15 protein-coding genes, 2 tRNA genes and 1 other RNA gene are annotated in these 19,999 nt (G+C 53.1%); 8 read left to right on the forward strand and 10 right to left on the reverse strand.

What is annotated here, in order from left to right:
• Positions 1-766: 766 nt before the first annotated feature.
• Positions 767-1,414 carry a YchE family NAAT transporter gene (locus HBM95_12855; GenBank protein NIH43820.1) on the reverse strand — a complete coding sequence of 216 codons (648 nt, stop codon included), beginning with the start codon at positions 1,412-1,414 and terminating at the stop codon, positions 767-769.
• Positions 1,415-1,892: 478 nt separating this feature from the next.
• Between HBM95_12855 and adhE the strand changes: the two genes are divergently transcribed.
• The gene (gene adhE / locus HBM95_12860; GenBank protein ID NIH43821.1) at positions 1,893-4,571 is read left to right on the forward strand and encodes a bifunctional acetaldehyde-CoA/alcohol dehydrogenase; all 2,679 of its coding nucleotides are present in this window, start codon (positions 1,893-1,895) and stop codon (positions 4,569-4,571) included.
• A 65-nt stretch (positions 4,572-4,636) separates the two neighbouring features.
• On the opposite strand, the gene tdk is transcribed toward adhE, so the two are convergent.
• Positions 4,637-5,251 (reverse strand): thymidine kinase, encoded by a 615-nt coding sequence (gene tdk, locus HBM95_12865; protein ID NIH43822.1) that lies wholly within the window; start codon positions 5,249-5,251, stop codon positions 4,637-4,639.
• 547 nt (positions 5,252-5,798) lie between these two features.
• On the opposite strand from tdk, the gene hns reads away from it, so the two are divergent.
• Complete coding sequence (hns, locus tag HBM95_12870) at positions 5,799-6,212, forward strand: DNA-binding transcriptional regulator H-NS (GenBank protein ID NIH43823.1); 414 nt, start codon at positions 5,799-5,801, stop codon at positions 6,210-6,212.
• 198 nt (positions 6,213-6,410) lie between these two features.
• On the opposite strand, the gene galU is transcribed toward hns, so the two are convergent.
• The 3 genes from galU to rssA form a co-directional block, all read right to left on the reverse strand.
• Positions 6,411-7,319 carry a UTP--glucose-1-phosphate uridylyltransferase GalU gene (gene galU, locus HBM95_12875; GenBank protein ID NIH43824.1) on the reverse strand — a complete coding sequence of 303 codons (909 nt, stop codon included), beginning with the start codon at positions 7,317-7,319 and terminating at the stop codon, positions 6,411-6,413.
• Positions 7,320-7,519: 200 nt separating this feature from the next.
• Complete coding sequence (gene rssB, locus HBM95_12880) at positions 7,520-8,533, reverse strand: two-component system response regulator RssB (protein NIH43825.1); 1,014 nt, start codon at positions 8,531-8,533, stop codon at positions 7,520-7,522.
• A gap of 91 nt (positions 8,534-8,624) precedes the next feature.
• Complete coding sequence (gene rssA, locus HBM95_12885; GenBank protein NIH43826.1) at positions 8,625-9,527, reverse strand: patatin-like phospholipase RssA; 903 nt, start codon at positions 9,525-9,527, stop codon at positions 8,625-8,627.
• A 112-nt stretch (positions 9,528-9,639) separates the two neighbouring features.
• On the opposite strand from rssA, the gene HBM95_12890 reads away from it, so the two are divergent.
• From HBM95_12890 to HBM95_12910, 5 genes are all read left to right on the forward strand, one after another.
• A complete protein-coding gene (locus HBM95_12890; protein ID NIH43827.1) occupies positions 9,640-10,098 on the forward strand; it encodes a YchJ family protein in 459 nt (152 codons plus the stop codon).
• Positions 10,099-10,144: 46 nt separating this feature from the next.
• Positions 10,145-10,987 (forward strand): formyltetrahydrofolate deformylase, encoded by an 843-nt coding sequence (purU, locus tag HBM95_12895; GenBank protein ID NIH43828.1) that lies wholly within the window; start codon positions 10,145-10,147, stop codon positions 10,985-10,987.
• A gap of 157 nt (positions 10,988-11,144) precedes the next feature.
• Positions 11,145-11,229 (forward strand) — tRNA-Tyr (locus HBM95_12900).
• A 35-nt stretch (positions 11,230-11,264) separates the two neighbouring features.
• A tRNA-Tyr gene (locus tag HBM95_12905) sits at positions 11,265-11,349 on the forward strand.
• 45 nt (positions 11,350-11,394) lie between these two features.
• Positions 11,395-11,514: non-coding RNA, RtT sRNA (locus HBM95_12910), on the forward strand.
• Positions 11,515-11,608: 94 nt separating this feature from the next.
• Here HBM95_12910 and HBM95_12915 read toward each other — a convergent pair.
• Positions 11,609-12,052, reverse strand: a complete 444-nt coding sequence (locus HBM95_12915; GenBank protein ID NIH43829.1) for an Lrp/AsnC family transcriptional regulator — start codon at positions 12,050-12,052, stop codon at positions 11,609-11,611.
• A gap of 108 nt (positions 12,053-12,160) precedes the next feature.
• On the opposite strand from HBM95_12915, the gene HBM95_12920 reads away from it, so the two are divergent.
• A complete protein-coding gene (locus tag HBM95_12920; GenBank protein ID NIH43830.1) occupies positions 12,161-13,057 on the forward strand; it encodes a DMT family transporter in 897 nt (298 codons plus the stop codon).
• Here HBM95_12920 and narI read toward each other — a convergent pair.
• From narI to HBM95_12940, 4 genes are read right to left on the reverse strand one after another with little or no spacing between them, the layout of a single operon-like run.
• Entirely contained in the window at positions 13,054-13,731 is a 678-nt protein-coding gene (narI, locus tag HBM95_12925; GenBank protein NIH43831.1) for a respiratory nitrate reductase subunit gamma, read from the reverse strand. The genes HBM95_12920 and narI overlap by 4 nt on opposite strands.
• Complete coding sequence (narJ, locus tag HBM95_12930) at positions 13,731-14,441, reverse strand: nitrate reductase molybdenum cofactor assembly chaperone (GenBank protein NIH43832.1); 711 nt, start codon at positions 14,439-14,441, stop codon at positions 13,731-13,733. Before narJ ends, narI begins: the two co-directional genes overlap by 1 nt.
• Entirely contained in the window at positions 14,438-15,973 is a 1,536-nt protein-coding gene (gene narH, locus HBM95_12935; protein NIH43833.1) for a nitrate reductase subunit beta, read from the reverse strand. Before narH ends, narJ begins: the two co-directional genes overlap by 4 nt.
• Positions 15,970-19,713 (reverse strand): nitrate reductase subunit alpha, encoded by a 3,744-nt coding sequence (locus HBM95_12940; protein ID NIH43834.1) that lies wholly within the window; start codon positions 19,711-19,713, stop codon positions 15,970-15,972. The genes narH and HBM95_12940 overlap by 4 nt, the downstream gene beginning before the upstream one ends.
• Positions 19,714-19,999 lie beyond the last annotated feature (286 nt).

The raw sequence follows: 19,999 nt of genomic DNA on the forward strand, positions 1-19,999 counted from the left end.
TGGTACTCCACTCATTATAATTACTGGCTTTCGCCAGCTGTTTAATCCCCTGTTGGGGCCTGTACAGCGCAGGAGTTTTTTTTGCTGCTGTCAGGTTCTTTTTTTACTTCTTGCTATCACCGACTTTTTTATTACTGACCGCTCGTATGGCCGTCTTGCGTCGATTCTTGCCAGGCCTCCCCTGTTTGAGACCTGTGCCGGATATCTGAGAAGAGGACTATATGAAAATAATTCTCATCTGGTTGTTTTATGCTGCAAAATATTAGGCCGGAAAGTATCAAATGGCGTAAACACGCGCCAATACATTTTGCAAATTTGTTAAGCAATTCTCTTTTACAGTGAGTGCCGTATCTTTGGTGGCGGCCCTGCCAGACGTTGAACATTAAGAAAAACCAATAATATTCAAAATGATAGAGAAAGTTTTCTCTACAAGCGCGTCGCTGCGCTATCGTCGCGTGATTTTGTACAAAAATTTAACAACTGGTTATTATTTAGCACATTCATCTACATGAATGTTGAAATTACTAATATCATTTCGGTTATCACTCAGCAAGCCCCAGACTATCGTGTGAGTAAAATAACAGAGCGTTCGAAGATTTTCTGCGCAGGTGGACTGGAGGGGAATTCATAACTCTATGAAATACAAGCAATGAACATTATTAGTAGAATTTATTATGATATGTGAGCATTTCAACTTTATTTATATGATTTGCTGATAATTACATAAAAAAATCGGCGCCGCAGCGCCGTTCTTTCATATGAAATATCAATGCAACAAGCCGGGGAAAATGCTTTTAATACCCGTTACAATGAACTCGATCCCGAGTGCCATCAACAGCAGCCCCATGATACGCGTAATAACGTTAATGCCCGTCTGCCCCAGCAAGCGCACCAGCCACGGCGCCATGCGGAATACACCCCAGCAACAGAGCGCGAAAACGGCAATTGCGACGGAAAAGCCAATCAGGTGCATGAGACTATGGTAACGCGTGCCCCAGACAATCGTCGAACTGATGGCACCCGGCCCGGCCATCAGGGGTAACGCCAGCGGAACCACGCCGATACTTTCGCGAATGGCGGTTTCTGACTTTTCCTGCTTGTTCTGCTTATCCTCACCCAGCTTACCGCTGATCATGGACATGGCAATGGTCACCACCAGGATCCCGCCCGCAATGCGGAAGGAGTCAATCGAGATGCCAAAGATCTGGAGAATGGCATCTCCCAGGAAAAGCGAGGTGAGCAAAATGATCGCCACAGACAGGTTAGCGGTGAGATTGGTTTTGTTCCGGGCCGCCGCCGTCTGGTAACTGGTCATACTAATGAAGACAGGAATGATCCCCACCGGGTTGACCAGGGCAAACAAACCAATAAAAAATTTGAAATACGTAGGAAAATCAAAGAGCGTTTGGATCACGTTTTGCTCCGCTTTTGCGCATGCCCGGGACTGGTACGTTGTCATGAAAAATCGCGCTGAAGATACGCTTTTTATTAGCATACTTCACCAGAAATCTGTGCCAAAACGTTAGCATTTCAGAATGTTAAACATATGTTGAGACAATGATAGCGCCACTTCCAATAGTTACTTAATTAATTAACAGTGGAAATATATCCATTAAATAACCCTGCTGAAAGGTATCAGCTTAGTGGAAAATTGACGCAGATCATGATTTCTGTACTCAGAAGTGAGTAATCTTGATTACGCCCCCAGGGAGGTCACCTGACAAAAAGGGATGATGCTAAGGTAAGGCTCTTTTAGTAAATTAGTGTACTGGAGCATAAAGTAACCCTTTGTTTTACTTTATGTAACGCAAGTCGTATTGGCACTGTCTATACTGTCTGACGTATCGAGCGCTGGTTTACTAAAAGAGTTTAAACATTATCAGGAGAGCATTATGGCTGTTACTAATATCGCTGAACTGAACGCCCTCGTCGAGCGCGTTAAAAAAGCCCAGCGTGAATATGCCAATTTCACCCAAGAACAGGTTGATAAAATCTTCCGCGCGGCCGCTCTGGCTGCTGCAGATGCTCGAATCCCTCTCGCTAAAATGGCCGTTGCCGAATCTGGCATGGGTATCGTTGAAGATAAAGTGATCAAAAACCACTTTGCTTCTGAGTATATCTACAACGCCTATAAAGATGAGAAAACCTGTGGCGTTCTGTCTGAAGACGACACCTTCGGGACGATCACAATCGCCGAACCTATCGGTATCATTTGCGGTATTGTTCCAACCACTAACCCAACTTCAACGGCTATCTTCAAATCACTGATCAGCCTGAAGACCCGTAACGCAATCATCTTCTCTCCACATCCACGTGCGAAAGACGCGACAAATAAAGCAGCAGACATCGTTCTGCAGGCTGCAATTGCCGCTGGCGCACCAAAAGATCTGATTGGCTGGATCGACCAACCTTCTGTTGAGCTGTCCAACGCGCTGATGCATCACCCGGACATTAACCTGATTCTGGCGACCGGTGGTCCTGGCATGGTTAAAGCGGCATATAGCTCCGGTAAACCAGCTATCGGTGTGGGTGCAGGTAACACCCCAGTTGTTATCGATGAAACCGCTGACATCAAACGTGCTGTGGCGTCTGTTCTGATGTCTAAAACCTTCGATAACGGCGTTATCTGTGCATCTGAACAGTCTGTTGTTGTTGTCGATTCCGTGTACGACGCAGTACGCGAACGTTTCGCCAGCCACGGTGGCTACCTGCTGCAGGGTAAAGAGCTGAAAGCGGTTCAGGACATTATCCTGAAAAATGGCGCGCTCAACGCCGCTATCGTGGGTCAGCCAGCCTATAAGATCGCTGAACTCGCAGGCTTTACCGTTCCGGCAACCACCAAAATCCTGATCGGTGAAGTTAAAGTTGTCGACGAAAGCGAGCCGTTTGCTCACGAAAAACTGTCTCCAACGCTTGCTATGTACCGTGCGAAAGATTTCGAAGACGCGGTAGAGAAAGCCGAGAAGCTGGTTGCCATGGGCGGTATCGGTCATACCTCATGTCTGTACACCGACCAGGATAACCAGCCAGAGCGTGTTGCCCACTTCGGTCAGATGATGAAAACAGCCCGTATCCTGATTAACACCCCTGCTTCTCAGGGTGGTATTGGCGACCTGTATAACTTTAAACTCGCACCTTCCCTGACTCTGGGTTGTGGTTCCTGGGGTGGTAACTCCATCTCTGAAAACGTTGGTCCAAAACACCTGATCAACAAGAAAACCGTTGCTAAGCGAGCTGAAAACATGTTGTGGCACAAACTTCCGAAATCTATCTACTTCCGCCGTGGCTCTCTGCCAATCGCGCTGGATGAAGTGATTACTGATGGCCACAAACGTGCGCTCATCGTGACTGACCGTTTCCTGTTCAACAACGGCTACGCTGACCAGATCACCTCTGTACTGAAAGCGGCTGGCGTCGAAACTGAAGTGTTCTTCGAAGTTGAAGCTGACCCGACCCTGAGCGTTGTACGCAAAGGTGCTGAGCTGGCGAATTCATTCAAACCAGATGTGATTATCGCACTGGGTGGTGGTTCCCCAATGGACGCCGCGAAAATCATGTGGGTTATGTACGAGCATCCGGAAACCCACTTCGAAGAACTGGCGCTGCGCTTTATGGACATCCGTAAACGTATCTACAAGTTCCCGAAAATGGGCGTGAAAGCGAAAATGATCGCCGTCACTACCACTTCCGGTACCGGTTCAGAAGTGACACCATTTGCGGTGGTAACGGATGACGCAACAGGTCAGAAATATCCACTGGCTGACTACGCGCTGACCCCAGATATGGCTATCGTTGATGCCAACCTGGTTATGGAGATGCCGAAATCTCTGTGTGCATTCGGTGGTCTGGATGCGGTCACTCACGCCCTGGAAGCCTACGTTTCTGTACTGGCGTCTGAGTTCTCTGACGGTCAGGCTCTGCAGGCTCTGAAACTGCTGAAAGAAAACCTGCCTGCGTCCTACAACGAAGGTTCTAAAAACCCAGTAGCACGTGAACGTGTCCACAGTGCAGCAACCATCGCCGGTATCGCGTTTGCGAACGCCTTCCTGGGTGTTTGCCACTCTATGGCGCACAAGCTGGGTTCACAGTTCCACATTCCTCACGGTCTGGCGAACGCCCTGTTGATAAGCAACGTTATCCGTTATAACGCTAACGACAACCCAACCAAGCAGACTGCTTTCAGCCAGTACGACCGTCCGCAAGCGCGTCGTCGTTATGCTGAAATCGCTGACCACCTTGGTCTGAGCGCACCGGGCGACCGTACTGCTGCGAAGATTGAGAAACTGCTGGCATGGCTGGAAAGCCTGAAAGCTGAACTGGGTATTCCTAAATCTATCCGTGAAGCAGGCGTTCAGGAAGCTGACTTCCTCGCTCACGTAGACAAGCTGTCTGAAGATGCCTTCGATGACCAGTGTACTGGTGCTAACCCGCGCTACCCCCTGATCTCCGAGCTGAAACAGATCCTGCTGGATACCTACTATGGTCGTGAGTTCAAGGAAGGTGACGTTGCTGCTGTGAAAACAGAAGCTCCTGTCATTAAAGCTGACAAGAAAGCGAAGAAAAGTGCTTAACTGACAGCCTGATGAAAAAACCCGCCTTCGTGGCGGGTTTTTTTATGTCTGAACAACAGCAGATATTATTTTCTGTTGTCGTGCTGGATCGCCGTGAGCGAGCCTACGGACAATGCTTCCTTATAATGCTTACGACAGACCGACACATAGCGTTCATTGCCGCCAATCACCACCTGCTCACCGTCCGCATAAGGTTTTCCGGCATGGTCGAGACGAAGCACCATGCTGGCCTTGCGTCCGCAGAAGCAGATAGTTTTCAGTTCAACCAGCTTATCTGACCAGGCAAGCAGATACTGGCTTCCGGCAAACAGTTCCCCGCGGAAGTCTGTACGCAGCCCGTAGCACAGGACGGGGATATCGAGCTCATCAACCACTTCAGAGAGCGCGTGCACCTGTTCACGCGTCAGGAACTGGCTTTCATCAACCAGAACGCAGTGAATAGGCTCTGACGCATGCGCAGCGCGGATATCCTCCAGCAGGTCAGTTTGCGGGTTAAAAAGCCTGGCTGGCGAAGAGAGGCCTATTCTGGAACTCACCTTCCCTGCACCGAAGCGATCGTCGATTTCAGCAGTATAAACAACGGTACGCATTCCTCGTTCCTGGTAATTGTATGAGGATTGGAGCAGCGCGGTGGATTTACCGGCATTCATTGCCGAATAGTAGAAATAAAGTTGTGCCATTGGCCGTCAAACCCTAATCAATGTGTAATATTCCCGATGATTCATTGTACCATATTTTGTCTGGTCATCAGCGACACGCCGCACAAACGATGCCGTGCTGAAAGGTGTAAAACACCTTCTTTTCGCAAAAATAATACGTTAAAACAGAGAGTAATGGAGCTCATGCTGATGAATAGGTTATATGGTTAGCCAAACATAACACTTCTTTTTATAGTGGAATCCGCGTTCATTAAAATTCACTATTTATTAACTATTCCTGCCTTAGCGCCGTAGCCTGGAACTAATACAAAAGGCTGATATTTATCCGCCGAAACTATAATTCCTGCGGTAAATGTCACAAAAAAAGATGCAAGCGGCGGGGTTAAGCAGGTTATCGTGATAACAAGCGAGACTGTCGAAGAGGAAATTTAAGTTAGCGTAATTAATAATAGCGGCTTTATTTAGTATTTTTTGAATTCCTTACATTCCTGGCTATTGCACATCTGAATTTATGGCTCTATTATTAGGTCAACAAACCACCCCCCATTATAAGTTTGAGATTACTACAATGAGCGAAGCACTTAAAATTCTGAACAACATCCGTACTCTTCGTGCGCAGGCAAGAGAATGTACCCTTGAAACGCTCGAAGAAATGCTGGAAAAATTAGAAGTTGTAGTTAATGAACGTCGCGAAGAAGAAAGCGCTGCTGCTGCTGAAATCGAAGAACGTACGCGTAAACTGCAGCAATATCGTGAAATGCTGATTGCTGATGGTATCGATCCAAATGAATTGCTGAACAGCATGGCTGCTGCAAAAACCGGTACCAAAGCAAAACGCGCTGCCCGTCCTGCTAAATATAGCTATGTTGATGAGAACGGCGAAACTAAAACCTGGACCGGCCAGGGCCGTACTCCTGCTGTAATCAAGAAAGCCATGGATGAGCAAGGTAAACAGCTGGATGACTTCCTGATCAAGGATTAATCACGCCGAATTCAGAAAAATCCCGCCTCTGGCGGGATTTTTTTTGCCCGCAATTTATCACAAACATCCTCTTACACTCCGTCATAAAGCGTTATTCGGCTATTTAGTTTTGCTTACAAACAGGCTCGTGATGGCGTTTTATGGGCATAAAAAAACCGGTGGGCAGCGCCACACCGGTTTCAGAGATTTACGCCCGGGTTATTTCTTAATACCCATACTCTCTTTGAGCCAGCCTTTAAATTCTTCACCCAGCGTATTATGGCGAATGCCATATTCAACGAACGCCTGCATATAACCGAGCTTATTACCGCAGTCATGGCTCTTACCTTTCATGTGGTAAGCCTCAACGGTCTCTTTCTCGATCAGCATATCAATGGCATCCGTCAGCTGGATTTCATCCCCTGCTCCTGGAGGCGTTTTCGCCAGCAGAGGCCAGATTTCAGCGCTCAGGACATAGCGACCCACCACCGCCAGATTAGACGGCGCTACGTCGGCTTTAGGCTTCTCTACGACACCAACCATTGGCACGCTTTCGCCTGGCTCAAGGTTCACACCCTTGCAGTCAACCACACCGTAAGCGGTCACATCTTCAACAGGCTCAACCATGATCTGGCTGCAGCCCGTTTCGTCGAAGCGATGGATCATCTCAGCCAGGTTATCCTGGGAAAGATCGGATTCGTATTCATCCAGAATAACGTCTGGCAGAATGACCGCGACAGGCTCATCACCCACAACCGGGTGTGCACACATAACCGCGTGGCCCAGACCTTTAGCCAGCCCCTGACGGACCTGCATGATGGTAACGTGCGGAGGGCAAATAGACTGAACTTCTTCTAACAGCTGACGCTTAACGCGTTTTTCCAGCATGGCTTCGAGTTCAAAACTTGTATCGAAGTGGTTTTCGATAGAGTTTTTAGATGAATGCGTAACCAGCACAATTTCAGTGATGCCGGCCGCGATACACTCATTAACGACATACTGGATTAATGGCTTATCAACCAGAGGCAGCATCTCTTTAGGAATCGCCTTAGTTGCTGGTAACATCCTGGTCCCCAATCCCGCTACCGGGATGACGGCCTTTCTGACTTTCGAATTTAGGGCAGCCATTCAAATTCTCCTGAGCTGTTCAAGTTTTGAACTTTTATGCAATAAATAACGCGTTGAGTATATCAGCCTCGCCCCGCAGTCCGGGTCTGAAAAGAACGCGTTGCCGATCAATTAGGACAAATACGCATGAATCTGGGCAGCGATAGTAGCACTCTCGAGAAAACACAGGTAAAGCAATCTTAAAATTAAGATCCAATTGCTTATTCCGTGGACAACATTAAGCGTAGCCTTCCCCCGGCACCCCAAATTTGGCACTGCCAGGAAGAACAGCGATGGCTAATTTGATTGAGATACGCCGTTCCCAGTGTTCCAAGCGGCACACCGTTACTCACCTGAATATGGTGCTCCCCGGTATTCAATGACGCGTTGAGACCTGCTGAAACGAGGATAAGATTCTTTAAACCGCTATGGTAATAACCAACCAGCAGCGGGAACTGTCCGGGTAAATTAGCCTGACGAAAAAGCTGGTTTACCTGTTTGAGTAAACTGCCTAACTCAGGGAGCCGTTGTCCCTGATGTGATAACTGTTCCTGCAATAATCCATTAAAGAGCGCACGAAGTAACAACGCAGCTAATACGCCATTATCCCCTGCCCGGGTTACGTCCAGAGAATAAAATGCGAGGTCGGAATCAGACAGAGGTGCAATATCCAGCACCAGCCCAGGCTGATCGGCCGCCACCAGCTGGCGATAATTTACGCGGCAGTGGGAAATAGTTTGCTGAACGGGAGGCTGAAGCTCTTGCAGCAATTTCGCCGCCGCTGGCGGATTACTCACCAGCGCGTCCCAGTCCTGAAAAAGGCGTTCCTCTTCCTCAACACGGGAATTAAACATATTCGGATAAAGGCACGCTAATACCGTTTCACGTAGCCGGCTCAGATCTTTGACGGGTTTAAGCAGAATATCCTGAACGCCAAGACGTAATGCTTTGGCAATATCCGCCATATTCTCAGTCGCGGAGATCACCAGAATGGGCATCTGGTCACCCTCGTTGCGCAAATGTTCAACCAGTTTCAATCCATTCATTCGCGGCATCGCGATGTCGCAAATCATCAGATCGGGCGTAATACCGGTCATTTTTTCCAGCGCGTCGACACCATCTTCGGCCAGTAAAGTGTTTGCTCCCAGCGAGGATAACCACGAATCCAGTAGCGATCGGAAAACGGGCTCGTCTTCAACAATCAAAATGTGTTTTCCGGCCAATGGCTGCGTCATGGTTCCTCCCCTGGCTGACAGTTACTAAATAGTGGCATGCTATCGGCACTATCGCCTGTCAGATTTTGCTGAAGTAGTCAAAAAAAGGTGCTTAACGTGCTGTTCGCACAAACGGCAGCAACTCGTCTATTTTCTTTTCGACGGCTAGCGAGCCCGCTGCGATGGCGGCCTCAGCCCGATGGAAATCAAGGGTAGAGATTTGCGGACAGTAAGGCTGAATAAGAATATCCGGTGGATCGCCGGCCATACGGTTACGTTTGAGGCGATTTTCAAGAACCTGAATTGAGGTGGTCATGATTTCCATGGCTGTCGGCGCGGCAACCGATCGCCGTGCGGCCATACGCCCGATTCTTCCGCGCAGGCGCTCATGCCAGGCAAGCTTTTCGACGTCGGCACTTTCGCCCTGGAGATTGACCGGCATAAGGTCTTGCTGCATCAGATGAGCATCGTGCTGCAAATCCACGGCGATGACGATGTCGGCCCCCATGGCACGCGTCAGAGAGATGGGAACCGGGTTCACGACGCCACCATCGACAAGCCAGTAGCCATTATGGGGCACAGGCGCCATAAGCCCTGGAATACTGCATGAAGCACGCACCGCAAGGTGAATATCCCCTTCGGTCAGCCAGAGTTCACGGCCTGTGCTGAGATTCGTCGCGACGGCGCCAAAAGGCATCCGGCAGTCAGTAAAATCTTCGAGAGGCATCACCCGGCGGAACTGGTTAAAGACGCGTTCACCGCGCAGCAGCCCACCGCGCTGCCAGGAGAGATCCATCAGACGCAGCACGTCCCAGTAACTGAAGGAGCGTACCCAGGTTTCGAGTTCAGGGAGTTTGCCGCACGCGTAAGCGGAGCCGACCAGCGATCCTATTGAACATCCTGCAACGATATCAACGTCAACACCCATTTTGTTTAAGGCATTAATCACGCCGATATGAGACCATCCGCGGGCTGCACCTGAGCCCAGCGCCAGTCCAATTTTAACCTTTCTCATTAGCCCTGTTTTACTTCCCCTGGATTCCTGACATAGCGTCAACGCAACTGCTCAGTTAACATAGTGCTACCCGAAGCGTTTTACGCCCTTATTTTTTTCCAGGAAGAGAATCGTGTCTCAACTCTGCCCTTGTGGTAGCGCTCTGGAGTATAGCCTATGTTGCCAGCGATATCTTTCTGGCAATCAGGTTGCACCGGACCCATCACACCTCATGCGTTCACGGTATACTGCTTTTGTGATCAAAGACGCAGACTACCTGATAAAAACCTGGCACCCGTCCTGCCACGCCGCCGATTTCAGACAGGAGATCGAAACCGGGTTCGCCAACACCCACTGGCTTGGGCTTACCGTGTTTGAATCGTCACCAGGCAGCCACGACGACGAAGGCTTTGTCAGCTTTGTTGCCCGTTTTACCGAGAACGCCAGGCCTGGCGCCATTATCGAGCGTTCCCGGTTCTTAAAGGAAAGCGGGCAATGGTATTATATTGACGGTACGCGCCCACAGTTTGGTCGTAACGATCCCTGCCCTTGTGGTTCAGGAAAAAAATTCAAAAAGTGTTGCGGGCAGTAACGCCTGACAACCCAGACTTCGCAAATACAAACAGGATTTCCCGGCGATGCAATCATTACAACGTAAAGTTCTGCGCACTATCTGTCCCGATCAAAAAGGGCTGATCGCACGAATTACCAACATTTGCTACAAGCATGAACTGAATATCGTGCAGAACAACGAGTTCGTTGACCACCGTACCGGTCGCTTCTTCATGCGCACCGAGCTGGAAGGCATTTTCAACGACACCACCCTGCTGGCCGATCTGGACAGCGCGCTGCCGGAAGGTTCCGTGCGTGAGCTGAATCCAGCGGGCCGTCGTCGCATTGTGATTCTGGTGACAAAAGAGGCTCACTGCCTGGGCGATCTATTGATGAAGGCCAATTACGGTGGTCTGGACGTGGAAATCGCCGCTGTTATCGGTAACCACGAAACCCTGCGCACGCTGGTTGAGCGTTTTGATATTCCGTTTGAGCTGGTGAGCCATGAAGGCCATACCCGTGAAGAACACGACAACCTGATGGCTGCTGCCATTGAAGCGCATAACCCAGACTACGTGGTGCTGGCGAAATATATGCGCGTGCTGACGCCTTCCTTCGTGGCGCGTTTCCCGAACAAGATTATCAACATCCACCACTCGTTCCTGCCGGCCTTCATTGGCGCCCGCCCATACCATCAGGCGTACGAGCGAGGCGTGAAGATCATCGGCGCCACCGCGCACTACGTGAATGACAACCTGGACGAAGGCCCAATCATCATGCAGGACGTGATTCACGTGGATCACACCTATACCGCGGAAGATATGATGCGTGCCGGACGTGACGTTGAGAAGAACGTGTTGAGTCGTGCCCTGTATCAGGTGCTGGCGCAGCGTGTCTTTGTCTACGGTAACAGAACCATCATTCTTTAATCTTTCGGAAAATGAATTGATTAGCTTTGCGCCTTTACGGATAAAAAGCAGGCAAACAACTTCATTTCCCTAAAGGAATGCTTTACAGGGGCGTCTCATTTGATATGATGCGCCCCGCTTCCAGCAGGAAGCAGGCCAGTTAAAAGCATTACCCCGTGGTGGGGTTCCCGAGCGGCCAAAGGGAGCAGACTGTAAATCTGCCGTCATCGACTTCGAAGGTTCGAATCCTTCCCCCACCACCATCTCTCAGCACGACCTCAAAATTTGAATTACCCCTGGTGGGGTTCCCGAGCGGCCAAAGGGAGCAGACTGTAAATCTGCCGTCATCGACTTCGAAGGTTCGAATCCTTCCCCCACCACCATCACTTCCAAATGACCTTAAATTTTCTATTCGCACTGCGCATCATGTATTCCCATAACGGGGAAGGATGAGAAGCTTCGATTCGAGCGTAGCGAGAAAGCGTTGCCGCAGGCAACGACCCGAAGGGCAAGGCGCAACGCGCCGAGTAATCCTTCCCCTACCACCATCGCTTTCAATAAAATCCAAACGTCATAACAAAACCGAACCGAATCAACCTTCGCAGGCCGGGTAAGGCGCAGCCGCCACCCGGCAACAGAAATCTACATCGGCGGCAACCGGCGCTTCACCGGCGAACTCTTCACAATCGACGTATTACACTGGGCATGCTCCGCCAGCCCGTCCAGCAGCGCATCCAGTTGCTCTATCGATCGCACCACCAGCCTAATCACAAAGCAGTCTTCCCCGGTCACCTTGTCGCTCTCAATACACTCCGGCATCGCCTGAATGTATTTATCCACCTTATGCAACAGCCCCGGCAGAGGCCGCACGCGCACCAGCGCCTGCAGCGTATACCCCAGCGCGGCCAGATTCACCCGCGCACCATATCCCTGAATCACGCCCCGCTCTTCCAGCCGCTTCAAACGCTCTGCCGTGCTGGGTGAGGTCAGACCGATGCGGCCACTGAGCACCTTCAAAGACATCCGCGCATCTTCAACCAGGCAGGATAAAATTTGCCGGTCGATATCATCAATAAGGTATTCCACTCGTTTCACCTAATTTTAAAAAGCAGTTAACACTTTCAACCTTATATCACCCCTGTAAAACCCGACAGCATTTTTCGACAATAGCGGCATTCAATCAGGAGGTGGATGATGCGCGATTTCCATAAAGGCGTCTGGCAAATGAGCCTGGCGATGTTAATTTCCGGCTCTATCGGGGCGTTTGTTTTGCTCAGCGGTCTGCCGGTAACGGAAGTGGTGTTCTGGCGCTGCCTTATTGGGGCAATGGCGCTTTTTATTTTTATCCGGGTAAGTCGAAAGCCCTTTAGTCCCCTTACCTGCACCACGCTGCTGCTGGCGATTCTCGGCGGTGTGGCTTTAGTAGTGAACTGGCTGCTGCTCTTCGCAGCCTATGAACGCATCTCTATTGGCCTCTCTACCGTGGTCTATAACACACAGCCGTTTATGCTGGTCCTGATGGGGATGTTTTTAGGCGAGCGCGTCAGCCTGGTGAAATGGGGCTGGTTGTTCCTCGCCTTTGGCGGTGTGGTGATACTGCTCTCCAGCGAGCTGACCGGCGCGCATGGCAGTGAATGGCTCACCGGTATCGGTCTGGCCATGGCCGCGGCCTTCTTCTACGCGCTGACGGCAATCATTGCGCGCAAACTGAAAACCATCGCACCGCAGCATATTGCCTTTATTCAGGTGCTGACGGGCGTCGTGATGCTTCTGCCGTTTGCCAGCCTGCCGACTTTTTCCGGTGATTTCCCCTGGCCGATCCTGCTTACGCTCGGCATCGTCCATACCGGCATAATGTACCAGCTGCTGTATAGCGCGATTCAGAAGCTGCCTACCCCCATAACCGGTTCCCTGTCGTTTATCTATCCGGTGGTGGCGATTGTTGTCGATAATCTGGTGTTCGGACACTCGCTGAACCTGACGCAGCTGGCGGGCGGCGCGTTGATCCTGTTTGCTGCGGCGGGCAACAACCTGGGCTGGGGCGAAAAAAAACCCCGCGAATGCGGGGTGAGTATCAAAACGCTGAATTAGCGGCGGGCACGCACAATCTGGTATTTGCGCGTCAGGTACTCCACCGGCGCGCTCCAGATGTGCACCAGGCGGGAGAACGGGAACAGCACAAACAGCGTCATCCCCAGCACCAGGTGAACGCGGAAGATAAACGCCACGCCGTCCAGGTGCTCAGACGCTCCGCCGTGGAAGGTCACCACGGACTGCGCCCAGCCCACCAGCTTCATCATCTCGCTGCCGTCCATATGCTGCGCCGAGAACGGAATGGTCAGCAGGCCCAGCGCGCACTGCACCATCAGCAGGGAGAGGATCAGGATGTCCGCTGCGGTAGTGGTCGCACGCACGCGCGGGCTGAACAGACGACGCTTCAGCAGCAGCAGGCCACCTACCAGGGTCATCACGCCGCAGGCACCGCCGGCGATCATCGCCATCTTCTGCTTCACCTCAATCGGCAGCCACGCTTCGTACATCCAGTGCGGCGTAAGCATCCCCAGGAAGTGACCGGCAAAAATCCCCAGGATCCCGATGTGGAACAGGTTAGACGCGACGTGCATCCCCTTACGATCCAGCATCTGGCTGGAGGCAGCACGCCAGGTGTACTGGCCGTAGTCATAACGCAGCCAGCTTCCCACCAGGAACACGGTGCCCGCGATATACGGGTAAATGTCAAAGAAGAACATATTCAGGAAGTGCATTAGTGCCGTCCTCCGTTAGAGATATTCAAATATTGCGGGGCAACCGCGCCGGCAAAACGACGCTGGTGAGCCGAGATTTCAGACTCCCCGCAGTTCTGGTCAGCAAAGAATTTCACCTGCTCTTCTTCCCAGACCGCATCCAGCGCCTGCGGGGTATCGTCGCGGGCTTCATCCGCGATTTTCTCCGCCACTTTTTCACTGTCTACAGAGGCGTTAGCCAGCTTCACCAGCAGGTCGAACAGTACCGCATAGCGGCTCTCGCGCTGCTGAAGACGCGCGCCGAGCAGCGCCAGAATCGGCGCGATGTCCTGCAGACCGCCCAGCGCCTCTTCTTTCGGCAGCTGTGCCAGATACTCAAGGTACAGCGGCAGATGATCCGGCAGCTCGCGGCTGTCGAGCTGCAGGCCGTGCTGCTCGTACTGGGCCATCAGGTCCACCATCGCCTGACCGCGGTCGCGGGATTCCCCGTGAACATGTTCAAACAGCAGCAGCGACGTCGCGCGCCCGCGGTCAAACAGCTGGCTATAGTCCGCCTGGGCATCCAGAAGGTCGCGCGCCAGCAGATCGCGGAGGAAAACGCCAAGCCGCTGGGCGTCCTCTTTGTCCAGGTTTTCAGATGACGCGAGTGCATCAAAGAGTTCCTGCTGATGCTGCGCAAGCGCAGCATCCGGGTACTCGAGCAGACGCGAAACAATGACGAGTTCAATCATTGGTGCGGCTCCGTTTTGCTGGTCACATCCATAGCGTCGATGCGGCGGCTGTTGAACAGGTTGAATTTGCTGTCAGACCCGTGGCAACCGTCACCGAAGGTAAAGCCACAGCCATTTTTCTCCGGGAAGGCCTCGCGGGCCAGCTCGCGGTGGCTGCTCGGCACCACGAAACGGTCTTCGTAGTTGGCAATTGCGAGGTAGCGGTACATCTCCTGCGCCTGCGCTTCAGTCAGGCCCACCTCTTCCAGCGCGCGAGTATCGTTAACGCCGTCAACGGTTTCCGCACGTTTGAAGTGACGCATCGCCAGCATACGTTTCAGCGCCAGCAGTACCGGCTGGGTATCCCCCGCGGTCAGCAGGTTAGCCAGGTACTGAACCGGGATACGCAGGCTTTCCACGTCCGGCAGAATGCCGTTGCTGCCCAGTTCGCCCGCGTCAGCGGCAGACTGAATCGGTGACAGCGGCGGCACATACCAGACCATCGGCAGGGTGCGGTATTCCGGGTGCAGCGGCAGGGCCAGCTTCCAGTCCATCGCCATTTTGTACACCGGAGACTGCTGCGCCGCATCAATCACGCTCTGCGGAATGCCGTCTTTCAGCGCCTGCTCAATCACCTTCGGATCGTTCGGATCGAGGAACACGTCCAGCTGACGCTGGTACAGATCTTTCTCGTTCTCGGTGCTCGCGGCATTTTCAATCGCGTCCGCGTCGTACAGCAGCACGCCGAGGTAGCGAATACGGCCCACGCAGCTCTCAGAGCAAACGGTCGGCATACCGGCTTCGATACGCGGGTAGCAGAAGATGCACTTCTCTGATTTACCACTCTTCCAGTTGAAGTAGATTTTTTTGTACGGGCAGCCGGTGATGCACATGCGCCAGCCGCGGCACTTGTCCTGGTCGATCAGCACGATGCCGTCTTCTTCACGCTTGTAGATGGCGCCGCTTGGGCAGGTCGCCACGCACGCCGGGTTGAGGCAGTGCTCGCACAGGCGCGGCAGATACATCATGAAGGTATTTTCGAACTGGCCGTACATCGCCTTCTGCATGTTCTCGAAGTTCTGGTCTTTGGCGCGTTTTTCGAACTCGCCGCCCAGAATTTCTTCCCAGTTAGGACCGCTGGTGATTTTGTCCAACCGCTTCCCGGTGATCAGCGAACGGGGACGGGCGATCGGCTGGTGTTTACTTTCCGGCGCGTTGTGCAGGTTCTGGTAGTCGTAATCAAACGGCTCGTAGTAATCCTCGATGCCCGGCAGGTGCGGGTTAGCGAAGATTTTACCCAGCAGCATCGCGCGGTTGCCCATGCGCGGCTGCAGCTTGCCGTTGATTTTACGGATCCAGCCGCCCTTCCACTTCTCCTGGTTTTCCCAGTCGGTCGGGAAGCCGGTGCCCGGCTTGCTTTCCACGTTGTTGAACCAGGCGTACTCCATACCTTCACGGCTGGTCCAGACGTTTTTACAGGTGACCGAGCAGGTGTGGCAGCCGATGCATTTATCCAGATTCAGCACCATGCCGACTTGTGAACGAATTTTCATTTTACGCTCTCCTGTACCTGGTCATTACCTTCGCCGTCTAACCAGTTAATATTCTTCATCTTACGTACCACCACGAACTCATCGCGGTTCGATCCTACGGTGCCGTAGTAGTTAAAGCCGTAGGCCAGCTGCGCATAGCCACCGATCATGTGGGTCGGCTTCGGCGTAATACGCGTCACGGAGTTGTGAATACCGCCGCGCTGCTCGGTGATCTCGGACCCCGGCAGGTTAACGATACGCTCCTGCGCGTGGTACATCATGGTCATCCCGGCCGGTACGCGCTGGCTCACCACCGCTCGCGCCGTCAGGGCGCCGTTGCTGTTGAACACTTCGATCCAGTCGTTATCTTCGATACCCAGATCTTTGGCGTCCGTTTCGCTCATCCAGACAATCGGACCGCCGCGAGAAAGGGTCAGCATCAGCAGGTTGTCGCTGTAGGTGGAGTGGATACCCCACTTCTGGTGCGGCGTCAGGAAGTTCAGCGCTTTCTCCGGGTTACCGTTGGATTTCGCGCCCATCACCGCTTTCACGGAGCGGGTGTCGATTGGCGGACGATACACCAGCAGGCTTTCGCCGAAGTCGCGCATCCACTGGTGATCCTGATACAGCGACTGACGGCCGGACAGGGTGCGCCACGGGATAAGCTCGTGAACGTTGGTGTAGCCCGCGTTATAGGACACATGCTCATCTTCCAGACCTGACCAGGTCGGGCTGGAGATAATCTTGCGCGGCTGCGCCTGAATATCGCGGAAGCGGATTTTCTCTTCCTCTTTATTCGTCGCCAGATGCGTATGGTCGCGGCCGGTGAACTCGCTCAGTGCCGCCCAGGCTTTCACCGCCACGTGGCCGTTGGTTTCCGGGGCCAGGGTCAGGATCATCTCTGCCGCATCAATCGCCGTGTTCAGCATTGGCTGGCCTTTCGCCGGGCCGTCCGCTTTGGTGTAATTGAGCTTGCGCAGCAGGTCCATTTCGCTCTGGGTGTTCCAGGCGATCCCTTTCCCGCCGTTGCCGATTTTCTCCATCAGCGGGCCGATAGAGGTAAAGCGCTCGTAGGTTGCCGGGTAGTCGCGTTCAACCGGAATAATGTGCGGCGCGGTTACGCCCGGGATCAGGTCGCACTCGCCTTTTTTCCAGTCCTTCACGTCCAGCGGCTGCGCCAGCTCGGCGGCGGAGTCGTGCTGGATTGGCAGCGTCACCACGTCGGTCTCTTTGCCCAGGTGCCCCACGCAGACTTCGGAGAATTTCTTCGCGATGTCTTTGTAGATATCCCAGTCGCTTTTCGATTCCCAAGCCGGGTCAACGGCGGCAGACAGCGGATGAATAAACGGATGCATATCCGAGGTATTCATATCGTCTTTTTCGTACCAGGTCGCAGTTGGCAGCACAATGTCGGAGTACAGGCAGGTGCTGGACAGACGGAAGTCGAGGGTCACCACCAGATCCAGCTTGCCGTCGAGACCGTTATCTTTCCACTCCACCTCTTCCGGCTTCACGCCGCCCTGCTTGCCGAGATCTTTACCCTGAATACCGTTTTCGGTACCGAGCAGGTATTTCAGCATGTACTCGTGGCCTTTACCGGACGAGCCCAGCAGGTTGGAGCGCCAGATGAACAGGTTACGCGGATGGTTTTTACCGTTTTCAGGCTGTTCTGCCGCGAAGCGGATTGAGCCATCCTTCAATGATTTCACGGTGTAGTCCACCGGCGACATCCCCGCCTGCTTCGCCTCTTGTGCAATGCGCAGCGGGTTAGTGCCCAGCTGCGGCGCAGAAGGCAGCCAGCCCATACGCTCAGCGCGCACGTTGAAGTCAATCAGGTGGCCGCTGTAGCGGGATTTATCCGCCATCGGCGACAGCAGTTCCTGCGCGGTGACCGTTTCGTAGCGCCACTGGCTGGAGTGGTTATAGAAGTAGGAGGTGCTGTTCATGTGGCGTGCCGGACGCTGCCAGTCGAGGGCAAACGCCAGCGGCTGCCAGCCGGTCTGCGGGCGCAGTTTTTCCTGGCCCACGTAGTGCGCCCAGCCGCCGCCGCTCTGACCAACGCAGCCGCAGAAGATCAGCATGTTGATCAGACCGCGATAGTTCATATCGAGGTGATACCAGTGGTTCAGACCGGCGCCGACGATGATCATAGAGCGACCGTGGGTCTTGTCGGCGTTTTCCGCAAACTCGCGGGCAATACGAACGATCTGCGCGCGCGGTACGCCGGTGATCTGCTCCGCCCAGGCCGGGGTGTACGCCTTCACGTCGTCATAGCCGGTTGCGCAGTTTTCATCGTTCAGACCGCGCTCCAGGCCGTAGTTCGCCATGGTCAGGTCATAAACGGTGGTGACGAGTGCAGTAGAGCCGTCGGCCAGCTGCAGGCGCTTAACCGGCAGCTTGTGCATCAGAACGTTTTTCAGTTCGACCTTGTTAAAGTGCTCGGAACCTTCACCGCCAAAGTACGGGAAGCCGACCTCGGCAATCTCGTCCTGGCTGCCCAGCATGCTCAGACGCAGCTCCGTCTCTTCGCCGGTGGTGCCGTTGCGTTGCTCAAGATTCCACTTGCCCTTCTCTCCCCAGCGGAAGCCAATAGAGCCGTTTGGCACTACCAGCTCGCCGTTGCTGTTGTACGCAACGGTTTTCCACTCAGGGTTGTTTTCCTGACCCAGCGAATCCACCAGATCGGCAGCGCGCAGCGTGCGGCCCGCGGCATAGTAGCCCTCACGCTCTTCCAGCATAACCAGCATCGGCATGTCGGTGTAGCGACGCACGTAGTCGGTAAAGTACTGGCTTGGCTTGTCGAGATGGAATTCACGCAGCATGACGTGGCCCATCGCCATCGCCATCGCGGCGTCGGTACCCTGTTTCGGCGCCAGCCACAGGTCGCACAGCTTGGCGATTTCGGCGTAGTCCGGGGTGACCGCAACGGTTTTGGTCCCTTTGTAACGAACTTCGGTAAAGAAGTGCGCGTCCGGGGTACGGGTCTGCGGTACGTTAGAGCCCCAGGCAATGATGTAGCTTGAGTTGTACCAGTCCGCGGATTCCGGCACATCGGTCTGCTCGCCCCAGGTTTGCGGAGACGCAGGCGGCAGGTCACAGTACCAGTCGTAGAAGCTCAGGCAGGTACCGCCGATAAGTGACAGATAGCGAGCCCCGGAGGCGTAAGAGACCATCGACATCGCCGGGATTGGCGAGAAGCCCGCCACGCGGTCAGGACCGTAGGTTTTGACGGTGTAGACGTTGGAGGCGGCAATCAGCTCGTTCACCTCTTTCCAGGAAGAGCGAACGAAGCCACCGCGACCGCGAGCCTGCTTGAAGCTTTTCGCTTTGTCGGCGTCCTCAATGATGGACGCCCAGGCATCCACCGGATCGCTGTGCTGCACTTTCGCTTCACGCCACATTTTCATCAGGCGCTTACGCATCAGCGGGTATTTCAGACGGTTAGCGCTGTAGAGATACCAGGAGTAGCTGGCTCCACGCGGGCAGCCGCGCGGTTCGTGGTTTGGCATATCCGGGCGGGTACGCGGATAGTCGGTCTGCTGCATTTCCCAGGTCACCAGACCGTTTTTAACGAAAATCTTCCAGCTACATGAGCCAGTGCAGTTTACGCCGTGGGTAGAACGGACGACTTTGTCATGCTGCCAGCGCTGGCGGTAACCGTCTTCCCAGTCCCGGTTGGTATCCAGAACCTGGCCGTGCCCATCGGCAAACGTTTCACCCTTCTGTTTGAAGTAGCGAAACCGGTCCAAAAATTTGCTCATCGGGTATCTCCTGTATGGAGCCTGTGGCTCTCTAAATCGACATTGCTGATTTGCAGCGAAGGTAACGCCCTGAAAGAGGAGGAGAATTGATAACGATCAAGACGAAGAGGGACTTTAAAAGGAGGGGTTAGACTAAATACCACCAAAGCAGTATATTTTTAAAATGAATAAATAAATGATTTATAAAGACATTTTTCATTCATCGTACAATAACTCGGGCAAAATTTAACATCTCAGGTATTAAGGGGTAGACCTGCCTGCAACGCGATGGCGATCACAATGTTAC

The organism is Enterobacter asburiae (assembly GCA_011754535.1).
Lineage (GTDB): Bacteria > Pseudomonadota > Gammaproteobacteria > Enterobacterales > Enterobacteriaceae > Enterobacter > Enterobacter cloacae_N.